General features: G+C 76.1%; 7 protein-coding genes. All 7 read left to right on the forward strand.

Features of this window, described 5'->3' with window-relative positions; translation table 11 throughout:
- The first annotated feature begins 2 nt into the window (after positions 1–2).
- The 7 genes from TK50_RS27310 (at position 3) to TK50_RS27340 (ending at position 15,227) form a co-directional block, all read left to right on the forward strand.
- Positions 3–842 (forward strand): aminoglycoside phosphotransferase family protein, encoded by an 840-nt coding sequence (locus TK50_RS27310; protein WP_052503952.1) that lies wholly within the window; start codon positions 3–5, stop codon positions 840–842.
- Between the two features lie 216 nt (positions 843–1,058).
- The gene (locus tag TK50_RS27315) at positions 1,059–4,286 is read left to right on the forward strand and encodes a non-ribosomal peptide synthetase (protein ID WP_043968263.1); all 3,228 of its coding nucleotides are present in this window, start codon (positions 1,059–1,061) and stop codon (positions 4,284–4,286) included.
- Entirely contained in the window at positions 4,279–6,573 is a 2,295-nt protein-coding gene (locus tag TK50_RS27320) for a beta-ketoacyl synthase N-terminal-like domain-containing protein (RefSeq protein ID WP_158499199.1), read from the forward strand. The genes TK50_RS27315 and TK50_RS27320 overlap by 8 nt, the downstream gene beginning before the upstream one ends.
- Positions 6,573–6,839 (forward strand): phosphopantetheine-binding protein, encoded by a 267-nt coding sequence (locus TK50_RS27325; protein ID WP_043968264.1) that lies wholly within the window; start codon positions 6,573–6,575, stop codon positions 6,837–6,839. The genes TK50_RS27320 and TK50_RS27325 overlap by 1 nt, the downstream gene beginning before the upstream one ends.
- Positions 6,839–10,303, forward strand: a complete 3,465-nt coding sequence (locus tag TK50_RS27330) for a non-ribosomal peptide synthetase (RefSeq protein ID WP_052503954.1) — start codon at positions 6,839–6,841, stop codon at positions 10,301–10,303. The genes TK50_RS27325 and TK50_RS27330 overlap by 1 nt, the downstream gene beginning before the upstream one ends.
- Entirely contained in the window at positions 10,300–13,191 is a 2,892-nt protein-coding gene (locus tag TK50_RS27335) for a type I polyketide synthase (protein WP_052503955.1), read from the forward strand. Before TK50_RS27330 ends, TK50_RS27335 begins: the two co-directional genes overlap by 4 nt.
- Positions 13,188–15,227: an amino acid adenylation domain-containing protein gene (locus tag TK50_RS27340; RefSeq protein ID WP_052503956.1), complete on the forward strand. Its 2,040-nt coding sequence runs from the start codon at positions 13,188–13,190 to the stop codon at positions 15,225–15,227. The genes TK50_RS27335 and TK50_RS27340 overlap by 4 nt, the downstream gene beginning before the upstream one ends.
- The last annotated feature ends 20 nt before the right edge of the window (positions 15,228–15,247 follow it).

Here is a 15,247-nt window from a genome sequence, read left to right on the forward strand (position 1 = left end):
GTATGACCCTGGACCTGGAGGCCATCGCCAACCGGCTGGAGCCGCGCTTCGGCAAGGCCGCCCACCGCTGGGCCGGCACCTTGCCGCAGCGGCTGACCGATCTCGTCGCCGAGTGGGGGCTCACCCTCGGTGAGCAGCTCAAGTCCGGCAACTCCTCGGTGGTGTTCCGCTGCACCGGCCCGCAGGGCGAGGCGGTGCTGAAGCTGTCACCGGACAGCTACGCGGTGCGCGAGGAGGTCGACATGCTGCGTCAGTTCGGGCCCAGCGGGCGGGTGCCGGTGGTGCTGGCGGCGGCCCGGGGCGCGGTGCTGCTGGAGTCGATCCGGCCGGGCACGCTGGTGGAGAAGATGGCGCAGCCGCCCACCCCCGCCGACTACGCCGGCTTCCTCACCGACCTGCACGCCGCCGGTGACCCGGCCGCCGCGCCCCGACAGCTCACCGACTGGATCGACGTGCTGTTCAACTCGGCGGTCCGGCGGGGCGCCGACCTCGCCGGGTCGAAGCGGCTGCGCGACGACCTCTTCGCGGTGCCCACCGAGACCGTGCTGCTCCACGGCGACCTGCACCTGGGCAACGTGCTCAGCGGCGGCGCCCGGGGGTTGGTGGCGATCGACCCGATGGCCTGCGCCGGCGACCCTTGCTTCGACGCCGTCGACTACGTGCTCGAGGGGCTGGATCGCGTGGAGATGGTACGCCGCCGCGACGAGCTGGCCGCCGCCGCCGGGATCGACGTCGACCGGCTCGACATGTGGTGCCGGGTCACCGCGCCGATCGGCGCCACGTACGTCAGCAACCCGGCGCACTCCGCCGAGCTGGCCGCCTTCGGGCGCGGCGAGTACTGACCCCCGGTCGGGTCCCAGGTCGGGGTGGCACCGCGCGCGGTGCCACCCCGACCTCGCGTAACCCTGGCTCCGCGGCGGTGGCCGGGACGGTGACCGTGGGCCCGCCGGCGGGCCGGGTCCGGCGGATCTGTCCGCCAGCCGACCGGGAGGTTTTCCCTGCCGGGGCGGGAAAGCCCGCTCTGTCGGGCGGGGTGCCCGGGCGGCCACGATCGGTGCATGGTTCGTACCGGTCGTGCTTCGTTCGCTCAGGAACGGCTCTACTTCCTCAACCAGCTGCAACCCGGCAACCCGGCCTACGTGGTGGCCTTCGGGGTGCACCTGCACGGCACGCTTCACCCCGAGGCGCTGCGCGCGGCCCTGCTGCGCGTCACCGCTCGGCACGAGGCGCTGCGTACCACGTTCGCGCTGGTGGACGGGGTGCTCGTCCAGCTGGTGGCGGACTCCCCGCAGGCGGAGATCGAGATCGAGGCCGGGGAGTGGGCCGACCGGGACACCCAGGAGGGGTTCCTGCGGACCCTGGTCGCCGAGCAGGCGCGTCGGGCGTTCGCGCTCGACGAGGGCCCGGTGCTGCGCGCGTACCTGCGTTCCTGGGGGCCCGACGAGCACACCCTGGCGGTGCTGGTCCACCACATCGCCTGCGACGGCTGGTCGGTCGGCCTGCTGCTGCGCGACCTCGCCGCCGAGTACAACGCCGCGCTGGCCGGGGCCGACGGCGCCGGCCACGCCGAACCCGCCGAGTCCTATCTGGCGTACGCGCAGCGGCAGCGCGCCGACTGGGAGCGGGACGGCTCCGGGCTGGACTTCTGGCGCACCACGCTGCGGGACGTCCCGCAGCTCGCGCTGCTCACCGACTTCCCCCGGCCGAGCGTGCTCGGCAACCGGGGCGCGGTGCTGCGCCGGCCGGTCGACGCCGGGCTGGTCGACCGGCTGACCGCGTGGGCACGGGAGCACGGCGCGACGCTGTTCGCGGTGACCCTGGCCGCCTACGCCGCGGTGCTGTCCCGCTACGCCCGCCAGGACGAGGTGGTGATCGGGGTCCCGGTGGCCAACCGGATGGACGAGGCCGAGGAGCGCCTGGTCGGCTGCCTGGTCAACACCCTGCCGATCCGGCTCGACCTGGCCGACCGGCCCCGCTTCGCCGAGCTGGTCGACCGGGCCCGCCGGGCCAGCATGGCCGCCTTCGCCAACCAGGACGTGCCGTTCGAGGAGATCGTGCGGGCCACCGTGGGGGAGCGGCAGCTCAGCCACGCGCCGCTGTTCCAGACCTCGCTGACCGTGCAGAACTTCCCGTTCGCCTTTCCCGAGTTCGACGGGGTGAAGCTGACCGAGGTGGACGTCGAGGTCGACGTCACGAAGTTCGACGTGGGGCTCACCCTCGACGTCTCCACCGACGCCCCGTTCCTGCGCGCCGAGTACAGCACCGAGCTGTTCACCGAGGAGACCGTCGCCACGCTGCTGCGGCACTACCTGACCTTCCTGCGCGCGATCGTGGACGAGCCGGACGCCGAGCCGTCCATGGTGGACGCGGCCGAGCACCGGCTGCTCGTCGAGGAGGTGAACCCGCCGCTGACCGCCGAGCCGATCGGCTACCCGTCGGTGCTGCGCCGCTTCGACGAGCACGTGGCGCGTACCCCGGACGCGGTGGCGGTGCGGCACCGCGACGCGACGGTGACCTACGCCGAGCTGGACCGCTGGGCCGGACGGATCGCCGCCGGCCTCGCGGACCTGGGGATCGGCCACGGCGACCGGGTCGGGCTGCTGCTCGGCCGCTCACCCGCGGTGATCGCGGCCATCGTCGGCGTGTGGCGGCTCGGCGCCGTCTACGTGCCGCTGGACCCGGAGTATCCCCGGCAGCGCCTCGACCTGATCACCGCCAGCGCCGGGCTGCGGATCATGCTGGCGGAGCCCGGCACCGCCGGGACCGCCGGGGCGCTCACCGCCGACCGGGGCATCCGGCTGGCCGACCCGCACACCCTCGACGGGGCCGCCGAGGTGCCACGGGCCTACCCCGCCGGGGACGACCCGGCCTACGTCATCTACACCTCCGGCTCGACCGGGGTGCCCAAGGGCGTGCTGGTCGGGCACGGCGGCCTGGACGCCCTGAACACCCCCACCCCCGGTGGTCTCGACGTCTCCGCCGACGACGTGTGGCTGGCGGCCAGCTCCTTCTCGTTCGACGCCTCGGTGTGGGAGATGTGGGGGGCGCTGACCACCGGCGGCCGGCTGGTCGTCGCCGACCAGGCGGACCTGGTCGACCGGGAGCGGCTCGCCGCCCTGGTGCACCGGGAGGCGGTCACGGCGGTGTTCCAGACCCCGGGCGCCCTCTACCGGCTGCTGCCGCCCTACCTGCGGCAGCTCGGCGGCGGGTGGTCCCGGCTGCGCTACGTCGTCCTCGGTGGCGAGGCGTTGAGCTGGGCCCGGCTCACCCAGCTGGTCGGCGGGGCGCCCCAGCTGGACACGGTCTTCGTGAACATGTACGGCATCACCGAGGGCACCATCCACTGCACGATCTTCGCCGCGCCCACCGCCGAGCTGGCCCGGGTCCGGGAGGGCACCATCGGCGTGCCGCTGCCCTCGGCCCGGTGCTACGTCCTCGACGAACGGCTGCGCCCGACCGGGGTGGACGTGCCCGGCGAGCTGTACTGCGGCGGGGTGCTCGTCGCGCACGGCTACGTGAACAACCCCGAGCTGACCGCCGCCCGCTTCCTGCCCGACCCGTACGGGCGGGGAGCCATGTACAAGACCGGCGACGTGGTCAAGTGGGGCACCGACGGCAACATGATCTACCTCGGCCGCAACGACACCCAGGTGCAGCTGCGCGGCTACCGGGTGGAGCTGGCCGAGGTCGAGAGCGCGTTCCTGAGCCACCCGGCGGTGCGCTCGTGCGCGGTGGCGGCCGAGGACGACCAACTGGTCGCCTTCGTCGTCGGCGGGACCGGCCCGGACACCGAACGCGAGCTGCGCGGCCACGTCCGGCAGACGCTGCCCGCCTACATGGTGCCGGCCCGGATCCTCACCGTCGAGGCGATCCCGCTCACCGCCCACGGCAAGGTGGACACCGCCCGCCTGCTGGCCGAGACCCGCGCGGCCCGGACGGCCGCCGCGCCGGCCCCGGCCGCCGACCGCGCCGCCGGCACGGACCTCCAGGAGCGGGTACGGGCCTGCTGGAGCGAGGTGCTCGGCCGCTCCGACGTGGGGCTGCACGACAACTTCTTCGACCTGGGTGGGCACAGCTTCGCGCTGATCGCGTTGCAGCAGCGGCTCGCCGACGAGGGGCTGGAGGTCTCCGTGACGGACCTGTTCCGGGCCGGCACGGTCGCCGGCTGCGCGGCGCGGCTGCGCGAGGCCGCCCCGGTGCTGGCCGACGCGCGGGTCGCCCAGCGCCACCAGGGGCGGGCCCTGCTCGCCGGTCGGCGGCGCGGTGCCGGAGGCGGCCGTGGTTGAGCCCGACGACGACGCCGCGGTGGCCGTGGTCGGCCTGGCCGTGCGCGTCCCCGGCGCGGACCGGGACCTGGACCGGTTCTGGCACCACGTGGTGCACGGCATCGACGCGGTCAGCTTCTTCACCCCGGAGCAGCTCCTCGGCTGGGGCGTGCCGAAGGACCTCGTCGAGCATCCCGACTTCGTGCCGGCCCGGGCGGTGCTGGAGAGCGCGGACCGCTTCGACCACCGGCTGTTCAGCTACTCGCCGTCGGACAGCGCGCTGATGGACCCCCAGCAGCGGGTCCTGCTGGAGTGCGCGTGGGCCGCGCTGGAGCACGCCGGCCAGCCACCGGTCGCCGCCGACGGCAACCGGATCGGGGTGTACGTGGGCACCGGGCTCAACGTCTACATGCTCGACAACGTCTGGCCCAACCAGCGCGCCGTCGAGGCGGCCGGCGGCCTCGGGCTGATCATCGGCAGCGACAAGGACTTCGCGGCCACCCGGATCGCGTACAAGCTGAACCTGCAGGGCCCGGCGGTCACGGTGCAGGCCGCCTGCTCGACCTCGCTGGTCGCGGTGCACCAGGCGGTGCAGGCGCTGCTGACGTACGACGCCGACGTGGCGCTGGCTGGGGCGGCGACGGTGGCGCCGCCGACGCGGCGCGGACACCGGTACGAGCCCGGCGGCATCTTCTCCGCCGACGGCCGGTGCCGGGCCTTCGACGCCGCCGCCGACGGGACCGTGCCCGGCGACGGGGCGGGCGTGGTGGTGCTCAAGCGCCTCGCCGACGCCCGCCGGGACGGGGACACCGTGCACGCCGTCGTCCGGGGGTCGGCGATCAACAACGACGGCCTGCGCAAGGCCGGCTTCACCGCGCCCGGCCCCACCGGCCAGGCGGCGGTGATCTCGGCGGCGCTGGAGGTGGCCGGCGTCGACCCGGACACCGTCGGGCTGATCGAGACGCACGGCACCGGCACCGCGCTGGGCGACCCGATCGAGGTGGCGGCCCTGCGGCAGGTCTTCGACAGCGACCGGCCCGACCGCGCCCCCTGCGCGCTCGGCGCGGTCAAGTCGGTCGTCGGGCACCTGGACACCGCGGCCGGCGTGATCGGGCTGGTCAAGACGGTGCTGGCGCTGAAACACCGGACCGTCCCGCCGATCGCCCACCTGAGCACCCCCAACCCCCGGGTCGAGCTGGCCGGCTCCGTCTTCGACCTGCCGGTGGCGGCGCGGCCCTGGACCCCGATCGACGGGGTGCTGCGGGCCGGGGTCAGCGCCTTCGGCATCGGCGGCACCAACGCGCACGTCGTCCTCGAAGCCGCCCCGGACCCCGCGTCCCGCCGCCGTCGGCACGTCACCGAGCTGGTCCTCGTCTCCGCGAAGACGGCCACCGCGGCCCAGGAGAGCGTCGACCGCGCGGTGGACTTCGTGGCCCGGACCGCCCCCGGCGACCTGGCCGACGTCGCGTACACGCTGCGGACCGGCCGCGCCGAGCTGCCCTGGCGGGCGGCGTTCCTCACCGGCCGGCACGCTCCGGCCGTCGGGGCCGGTGTGCCGGGGCCGGCGGCGCGGCAGGTCGACGCGAAGGCGCGGGCGCGGGGCGTGGGCCTGTACCTCACCGCGGCCGGCGAGCTGACCGGCAACCGGCCGAACTACGACGCCGACCCGGTCTACCGGGCCACCGCCGACGAGGGGGCGGCGCTGCTGCGCGGGCAGCCCCTCGACGAGCCGGCCCGGGAGCGGGTCAACCGGCTGGTCGCCTGCGTCGGCCTGGCCCGGTCGCTACACGGTCGGGGGATCGCGCCCCGCGAACTGGCCGGCACCGGCCTCGGCCTGCTGGCCGGCGCGGTGGTGGCCGGGGTGCTCACCCTGCTGGAGGCGGTGGCGCTGCTGCGCGGCGACCGCGACCCGGCCCGGCCCCGCCCCGCCGAGCTGCCGCTGCGGGCCGCCGGCGGGGAACCGCTCACCGACGCCGAGTGCGCCGATCCGACCCGCTGGCGGGCGGCGGCGCTCGCCCCGGCCGCGCCGCAGCCGCTCCCACCCGATGCGGACCGGCTGCTCTGGATCGAGGTCGGCACGAGCGTCACCCCCCGGTTCGGGCCGGACCCGTCGGCGCTGCCCACCGACCGGCACGCCCGGCTGCTGGCGACCGTCGGCGCGCTGTGGCAGCTCGGCCTGGCCGGCCCCTGGGATCCCGCGTACGACACGGGGCGGCGGCGGGTGCCCGCCCCCACCTACCCCTTCGCCGCCACCCGGCACTACCTGGACGCCCCCGCTACCCACCTGGACACAGAGAGGCACCACTGATGCGCGACGTAGACGACCGGACCTGGGTGGCCGAGTTCGAGGAGCTGTGGAAGGAGGTGCTCGGCGTCGACACGGTCGACGACGACGACGACTTCTTCGACCTCGGCGGCCACTCGCTGAGCGCGCTTCGGCTCAGCACCCTGATCCGCCAGGAGCTCAACCTCGCGGTGATGTTCGGTCACGTGCTGGAGAATCCCCGCTTCGCCGACCTGCGTGCGGTGGCGGGCCAGGTGTCGGCGGACCGGCCGGCGGCGGAGGCGGTGTGATGGACCGCCCCGACCTGGCCGCCTGGACGCCGCTGGCGGCCCAGGTGCTCGGCGTCGCGCCCGAGCACCTGCGTCAGGTGGCGGCCACCGAGTCCTTCGTCGGCCTGGGCGGCACCTCGTTGCAGGCCATCGCGCTGGTCGCGCTCGGCCAGCGGGAGCTGCGGGCGCACGTGGAGGCGGGCCGGCTGCTGTCCGCTCTGCCGCTGGCGCAGGTGCTCGCCGACGCGGTCGAGTACGTCGACACCGCCCCGCCGGTGCTCGCGCGGCGGCCCGCCGAACGGGACCTGCTGCCCGGCCAGCGGTCCATGCTCGCCGCGCACCTGCTCGACCGGGACGCGCCCTACCACCTGATGTTCACCCTGGAAGCGGACGGTCCGCTGGACCCGGCCCGCGTCCGCCGGGTGCTGGGGGAACTGGCCACCCGGCACGAGGCTCTGCGCACCCGCTTCGTCCACGAGCCCCGGCAGGTCCGGATCGTGCTGCCCGCGCCGTACCAGCCGCGGCTGCTGCACCAGGCGCTGCCCGGCGACGACGCGGTCCGCACCGTGCACGACCTGTACGGCACCGCGGCGGGGCGGCTGCTGCGCCCCTTCGAGGAGCCACCGGTCGTGTTCGTGCTGACCCGGGCGGGGGACCGGGACCTGCTGACCCTGCTGGTGCACCACGTGGTCAGCGACGGCTGGAGCATCGGGCTGCTCTGGCGGGAGTTCACCGCGCGTTACGCCGCCGACGCGGCGGGCGGCGCACCACCCGGCGACGACGTGGCGGCGACCGCGCCCGCGCCCTCCCCGGACTGGATCGGCAGCCGGCTGGCCGCGCGGGAGGCGGCCGGGGAGGTGGACGCCGCGCTGGCCCGGATCCGGGCCCGGCTGACGGGCGCGCCGGCCACGGTGGCCCTCGCCACCGACCTGCCCCCGCTGGCCGAGGCCGACGGGCGGGGCGCGCGCCTGCACTTCCACCTCGACCCGGCGACGGCCGGCGCGGTGACCGACCTGGCCCGCCGGTGCGGGGTGACCGTGACGTCGGTGGTCATGGCGGGCTGGGCGCTGGCCGCGTCCCGCCACGCCGGGCTGGACGACCTGGTCCTCGGGGTCCCCGCGGCGGGCCGCTTCGAGGCGGGCATGGCGGAGATCGTGGGCCTGTGCACCCGGGTCGTCCCGGTGCGCTGCGCGAGCGGCGACGCGCTGACCGTACGCGAGCACGTCCGGGGCGTGGCCGGGGCGCTGGGCGAGGCGGCGGCCGACGCCGACGTGCCGTTCGAGCGGGTCGTCGCGGCGCTCGACGTCCCCACCGACCCGGCGCGCAACCCGCTGGCGCAGCTCGGCTTCGCCGCCCACCACGAGCTGGTCCCCGACGAGCTGACCGGGGGCGGCCGGCGCTGGCGGCTGCACGAGGGGCACTGCCACGGGGCGGTCTTCGACGCCCTGCTCTACCTGCAGTCCTGGTCGGCGCGCCCGCGGCTGGCCCTGGAGTACGCGACGTCGGCGCTCACCGCCGCCGAGGCCGGCGAGCTGGTCGAGTCGTTCCGGGCGGCGCTGGCCGCGCTCGCCGCCGACCCCGACGCGCCCCTGGGCGAGGTCGGCACCCTCTCGCCGGCCCAGCGGGACCGGCTGCGCACCCTGGGCGGCGGTGGCCCCCACCACACCACCGACGACGTGTGGCACCGGTTCGCCCGCCACGCCCGCGCCGCGGGCGACCGGATCGCGCTGGTCGACCCGCAGGCCGGGCTCACCCTCACCTACCGCGAACTGCACGACCGGGCCGTCGCCCAGGCGGGCCTGCTGCACGCCCGCGGGGTACGGGCCGGCGACGGGGTGCTGCTGGAGCTGCCGCGCTCGGCGGCGGAGGCGGTGGCGGTGCTAAGCGTGCTGCGCCTCGGCGCGTACTACGTGGCGGTCGACCGCGACGCCACCGACGAGTGGCGGGCACACCTGGTCGAGGCGGTCGCACCCCGCGCCCGGCTCGGCGTGGACGCACCCGGACCGCACCGCTCCGGCGTGGCCGACTGCCCGCTGGTCGACCTCCACGACCCGGCCCCGGTCGTCGACGCCGGCCCCGAGGCGGCACCGGCCGGGCCGGACCGGACCGCGTACACCTCGTTCACCTCCGGCTCGACCGGCGTGCCGAAGGGCGTCGTCGTCCCGCACCGGGCGGTGCTGCGCCTCGCCGACGACCCGGGGCTCTTCGTCGACCGGCCGGGCATGCGGATGCTGCGCCTGTCGCCGCTGGCGTTCGACGCGTCCACCCTGGAGCTGCTGGTGCCGCTGGCCAACGGGGACACCGTGGTGGTCTTCCCCGCCGGGGAGCCGACGCCCAGCGCGTTGACCGGGTTCCTGCGCGCCGAGGCCGTCAGCCACGCCTGGCTCACCTCGGGCGTCTTTCACCTGGTGGCCGACCACCGGCCGGATGCCTTCGCCGGGCTGCGGCAGCTCTTCACGGGCGGCGGCGTGGTCTCCCCGGCGCACGTGCGCCGGGCGCTGGCCGCCTGCCCGGGGCTGCGGCTCACCAACGGCTACGGTCCGACCGAGAACACCACGTTCACCACCACGTACTCGGTCGACCACGCCGAGGCCACCCCGGACCCGCTGCCGATCGGCGGGCCGGTACGCGGCACCGACCTGCACGTCGTGGGTCCGGGCGGACGCCTCGTCCCGCCCGGGGCGGTCGGCGAGCTGTGGGCGGCGGGGACCGGGCTCGCCGACGGCTACCTCGACGACCCGGCCCGTACGGACGCCTCGTTCGTCCGCTCCGCGGAGCTGGGGACGCGCCTGTACCGCACGGGTGACCTGGTGCGCTGGGGCGCGGACGGGCAGCTGCGGTTCCTCGGCCGCAACGACCGCCAGGTGAAGATCGCCGGCCACCGGGTCGAGCTGGTCGACATCGAGCGCCGGCTGCGCGCCCGCCCCGGCGTACGCGACGCGGTGGTCTTCACCGTCGGCGACCCGGCGACCGGGGTGCGCCTGTGCGCCGCCCTGAAGCCCGACGCGGACGGCGTCGACGTGGCCGAGGTGCGCCGGGCGGTGGAGCCGGAGCTGGCCCCGTACGCCCGCCCGCAGCAGTGGCACACCGTGGCCGAGTTTCCGCTGGACCGCAACGGCAAGGTCGACCTGCGTGTGCTGGCCGCCCTGGTCGCCACCGCGCCCCCCACCGCGGCCGCCGCGGCGAACTCCCCGGCCTCCTCCTCGGCGTCGTCCCCGGCCTCGGCTTCGGCGTCGCTGACCGAGTTCGAGGAGCTGGTCGCGGGGGCGTGGGTGGAGGCCCTGGGCACCGACGACTTCGACCTCGACGAGGCCTTCTTCGACGTCGGCGGGGAGTCCCTGCGGCTGGCCGTGGTCCGCCGGCTGCTCCAGGAGCGGCTGTCCGGCCGGACCATCCCGCTGACCGACCTCTACCGCTTTCCGACCGTCCAGACGCTGGCCCGGCATCTGCACGCACAGACCGAAGGAGCAGGCGCACCCTCATGAACGGCGACATCGCGATCGTAGGCATGGCTGGCCGGTTCCCCGGCGCCGCCGACGTCTGGCAGTACTGGTCCAACCTGGCCGCCGGACGGATCACCATCAGCTCGCTGACCCGCAGCGAACTGCTGGCCGCCGGGGTGCCCGCCGACCGGCTGGACGACCCCGCGTACGTGCCGGCGCGCGGGATGCTGGCCGACCCGGAGCTCTTCGACGCCGCCTTCTTCGGCATCACCCCCCGGGAGGCGGAGACCACCGACCCGCAGCACCGCCTGCTGATGCAGACCGCCTGGGCCGCGCTGGAGTCGGCCGGGCTCACCACCGACGCGCCCTTCGGCCGGGTCGGCGTCTTCGCCGGCGCGGGCTTCAACTACTACGCGCTGAACCACGTCTTCGCGCGGCCCGGCCTGGTCGACGCGCAGGGGCTGCTGTCGGTGGTGCTCGGCAACGAGAAGGACCACCTGGCCGCGAAGATCGCCTACCGGCTGGGCCTGGGCGGGCCCGCCGTCACCGTGCAGACCGCCTGCTCGACCTCGCTCGTGGCGGTGCACCTGGCCGCGCAGAGCCTGCGCGCCGGTGACTCGGACGTCGCGCTGGCCGGCGGGGCCTGCGTGGCCGTGCCGCAGCACTCCGGCTACCTGTACGAGACCAAGGGCATCATGTCGGCCGACGGCACCTGTCGCCCGTTCGACGCCACCGCGGAGGGGACCGTGCCCGGCAACGGCGTCGCCCTGGTGGTGCTCAAGCGCGCCGAGGACGCCCGCCGCGACGGCGACACCGTCTACGCGGTGATCAGGGGCTCGGCGGTGAACAACGACGGCAACCTGAAGGTCGGCTACACCGCCCCCGGGGTCGCCGGCCAGATCGACGTGCTGACCCGCGCGTACGCCGCCGCCGGGGTGGAGCCCGCCACCGTCGGCTACCTGGAGGCGCACGGCACCGCCACCGAGGTCGGCGACGCCATCGAGCTGTCCGCGCTGACCGAGGTCTTCACCCGGGGCGCCCGGCCCTGCTCGCTCGGCTCGGTCAAGGCCAACGTCGGCCACCTCGACGCGGCGGCCGGCGTCGCCGGGCTCATCAAGGCCGCGCTGGCCCTGCACTTCCGCCAGATCCCGCCGCTGGCCGGCCTGAAGCAGGCCCGGCCCGAGCTGCTCGACGGCTCCACCCCGTTCACGGTGGACACCGTGGCCCGGCCCTGGGAGACCGACGGCACGCCGCGCCGGGCCGGGGTCAGCGCGTTCGGCCTCGGCGGCACCAACGTCCACGTGGTGCTGGAGGAGGGGGACGGGCCGGACGTGCCGGACCCGACCGTCCCGCCCGGGGAGCGCACCGAGCTGGTGGTGCTCTCCGGGCGTACCCCGGAGGCGGTCCGGGCCGCCGCCGAGCAGCTCGGCGAGCACCTGCGGCAGCGCCCCGACCTGCCGCTGGCCGACGTCGCCCGCACCCTGCAGTCGTACCGCCGGCACTTCCCGCACCGGCTCGCGGTGGCCGCCCGGGACCTCGCCGAGACGGCGACCCGGCTGCGCCGCGCCCCGGCCCGGGCGGCGGCCCGCCGGCCCAGCGTGGTCCTCCTCTTTCCCGGCCAGGGCACCGAGTTCCCCGCCATGTCCCGGGGCCTCTACGACCGTTACCCCTCGTTCCGGGCCGACCTCGACCAGGGGGCGCGGCTGCTCACCCCGATCCTCGGGCTGGACCCGCGCGACGTGCTGGTCGACGACGACCCGCACGACGTGGTGCACCGCACCGACGTGACCCAGCCCGTGCTGGCGCTGCACGAGCTGGCCCTCGGCCGGCTGCTGCTCTCCTGGGGGATACGCCCGGCCGCGCTGGTCGGCCACTCCGTCGGCGAGTTCGCCGCCGCCGCGCTGGCCGGGGAGCTGGCCGGCGACGACATGCTGCGCCTGGTGGCGACCCGGGGCCGGCTCATGCACGACGCACCCGAGGGCGGCATGCTGGCCGTCCTCGCCTCCCCACCCGTTCTCACCCCCCACCTGGCCGGCCTGGAGGAGCTCGACGTGGCCGCGCGCAACGCCCCCGACCTGACCGTGGTGGCCGGGCCGGTGGCGCAGCTCGACGCGCTGCGGGAGCGGCTGACCGGGGCGGGCGTGCACTGGCGGGCGCTGCCCGCCCGGCGGGCCTTCCACAGCCGGATGATGGCCGACGCGGCCCGGCGGTTCGGCGTCGAGGCCGACCGGGTGGACCGGCGTCCCCGCACCGTTCCGGTGATCAACACAGTGGACGGCGCGCTGCTCGGCAAGGGGCTGTCCCGCCCGGCGGGCTACTGGGCGACCCAGCTGCGCAGCCCGGTCGGCTACCACGACGCGCTGCTGACCGCGCTCGGCCTGCCCGACCCGGTCCTGGTCGAGGTGGGGCCGGGAAGCGCGCTGACCGGCGCCGCCCGGCAGACCCCGCAGGGCCGGCCGGTGCCCGGTTACGCCCTGCAGCCACGGCCGACGGCCCGCCCGGACGCCGGTGACGTGCTGGCCGGCATCGGCGCGCTCTGGACGGCCGGGGTGGGCGTGGACTGGCCGGCGCTGCGCGGCGACACCGGCAGCCGGCGGGTCGCGCTGCCCGGCTACCCGTTCGCCCCCACCCGGCACTGGCTCGACGCCGCACCGCCGGTCCCGGACGACCCGGCACCGGTCCCGGACCTCCCGGCGTCGCCGGCCGGCGGCGAGGACGGACTCGTGGGGGAGATCGTGGCGCTCTGGACCGACCTGCTCGGCGTCCCGGAGATCGGCCCGGACACGAACTTCTTCGCGGTCGGCGGCGACTCGCTGCTGCTCATCCGCATGATCAGCCAGGTGCGGCGCCGCTACGGGGTGCGGGTGCCGATCGACACCCTCACCGCGGACGCCACGCCGCGCGTGCTCGCCGGGCTGGTGACCGCGTGACCGGCCGTCACGACGACCTGGACCTCGCCGCCGCGGTGGCGGCCGTGCTCTGCCACCGGCTCGGCGGCGCGACCGAGGTCGCGGTGCACGGCCCGCGCGGCGAGCTGCGGCTGCGCGTGTGCCCCGAGCACACCCTCGACCAGGTACGCGCGCAGGCGCGCAGCCTGTCCCCGGCGGCGGCGGTGCCGGACGTGCTGCTGCCCGCAAGGGTGCCGGACGTGCTGCTGCCCGCACCGGCCGCCGCCGGCGGCGTCGCGGCCACCCTGGGCAGCCTACCGGTGCGCTTCCTGCGCCACCACGGCGACGCCCGGTGGCTGCCGGAGCGCCTGCGCACCCTGCACGCCTGGCTCACCGCCCACCCGGACCGGCCGGTACGGGAGGCGACGCTGGTCGGCCCCGAGGAACGCCGGACCCTGCTCGGCTTCAACCCCGCGCCGACGCCCGCCCCGCGCACCCCGGTGCACGAGCTGATCTGCCGGCAGGCGGCACGCACCCCGGACGCCGTCGCGCTGCGCGGCGACGGCCGCCACCTCAGCTACCGCGAGTTCCTGGACGAGGCGGCGGCGGTGGCCGGGCGGCTGCGCGCGGACGGGGTGGGGCCGGGGTCGGTGGTCGGGCTCTGCGCCGAGCGCAGCCCCGAGCTGGTGGTCGCGGTGCTCGGCGTGCTGCTGGCCGGTGCGGCGTACCTGCCGGTCGACCCGGCGCACCCGCGGCCCCGGCTGGACCTCATGCTCGGCACCGCCGGGGCGGCGCTGGTGCTGGCCGACCCGGCGGGGCAGGCCGCCCTCGGCGCCGAGCCGACCGTGCCCGTCCGCCCGCTGGACGGCGGCGACCGGCCTGCCCCGCCGGTCGACTGGCGCGGCCACCGGGCGCCGGAGGAGGTGGTCAACGGCCTCTCGTACGTGATCTTCACCTCCGGGTCGACGGGCGCGCCCAAGGGCGTGCAGATGACGCACCTGTCGCTGGCCAACCGCCTGGTCTGGATGCAGGACACCTATCGGATCGGCCCGGGTGACGTGGTGTTGCAGAAGACGCCGTACACCTTCGACGTCTCGGTGTGGGAGCTGCTCTGGCCCTTCCTCACCGGCGCCACCCTGGTGACGGCGCAGCCGCAGGCGCACCGCGACCCGCAGGAGATGGTCGAGGTGATCGCCCGGGAGTCGGTGACCACCGTCCACTTCGTGCCCTCCATGCTGGCCCTCTTCGTCGAGGAGGCGGGACTGGACCGCTGCGCCGACCTGCGCCGGGTGATCTGCAGCGGGGAGGCGCTGCCGCCGAAGCTGGTCAACAAGCTCACCGCCGTGCTACCCGGGGTGCGGGTGCACAACCTGTACGGCCCCACCGAGGCGGCCATCGACGTCACCGCCTGGCAGTGCCGCCGGCCCGAACCGGCGGACACCGTGCCGATCGGCCGGCCGATCAGCAACGTCGTCGCGTACGTGCTCGACGACCGGGACGATCTCGTCCCGCTGGGCCAGGTGGGGGAGCTGGTGGTCGGCGGGGACTGCCTCGCGCGCGGCTACGCCGGCCGGCCCGACCTGACCGCCGAGCGGTTCGTGGAGGTGACGGTCGCCGGCCGGCCGCAGCGGGTGTACCGGACCGGGGACCTGGTCTGGTGGTCGCCGGAGGGCCACCTCAACTACGTCGGCCGGGTCGACACCCAGGTCAAGATCCGCGGGCAGCGGGTGGAGCTGGGGGAGATCGAGTCGACCCTCAACCGGCACCCGCTCGTGGCCAACAGCGTCGTGCTGCTCCGCGAGGACCTGGGCGCCGCGCCGACCCTGGTGGCGTACCTGGTCGCCGAGCGCGACGCCGACCCGGCCCGGCTGACCGAGCCGGCGCTGCGCGCCTTCCTCGCCGAGGCGTTACCTGACCACATGGTGCCGGTACGCTACGTCCTCCTGCCCGAGCTGCCCGCCACGGCCAACGGCAAGGTCGACCGGCGGGCGCTGCCCCCTCCGCCGGCCCGGGTCCGCCGCCGCTCCGGCGTCCGTGCGGGCCGCCCCGATCACGTCGCCTCGCCGTCCGGCGCCTGATCCGTCGTGGTTCCGGCCCG

This window comes from Micromonospora haikouensis (assembly GCF_000876225.1).
GTDB lineage: Bacteria > Actinomycetota > Actinomycetes > Mycobacteriales > Micromonosporaceae > Micromonospora > Micromonospora haikouensis.

Excerpts from the sequence above, each read along its gene's own strand:
- TK50_RS27335 (WP_052503955.1), top strand. The coding sequence starts at position 10,300 with ATGAACGGCGACATCGCGATCGTAGGCATGGCTGGCCGGTTCCCCGGC.
- TK50_RS27310 (WP_052503952.1), top strand. The coding sequence starts at position 3 with ATGACCCTGGACCTGGAGGCCATCGCCAACCGGCTGGAGCCGCGCTTC.
- TK50_RS27330 (WP_052503954.1), top strand. The coding sequence starts at position 6,839 with ATGGACCGCCCCGACCTGGCCGCCTGGACGCCGCTGGCGGCCCAGGTG.
- TK50_RS27315 (WP_043968263.1), top strand. The coding sequence starts at position 1,059 with ATGGTTCGTACCGGTCGTGCTTCGTTCGCTCAGGAACGGCTCTACTTC.
- TK50_RS27325 (WP_043968264.1), top strand. The coding sequence starts at position 6,573 with ATGCGCGACGTAGACGACCGGACCTGGGTGGCCGAGTTCGAGGAGCTG.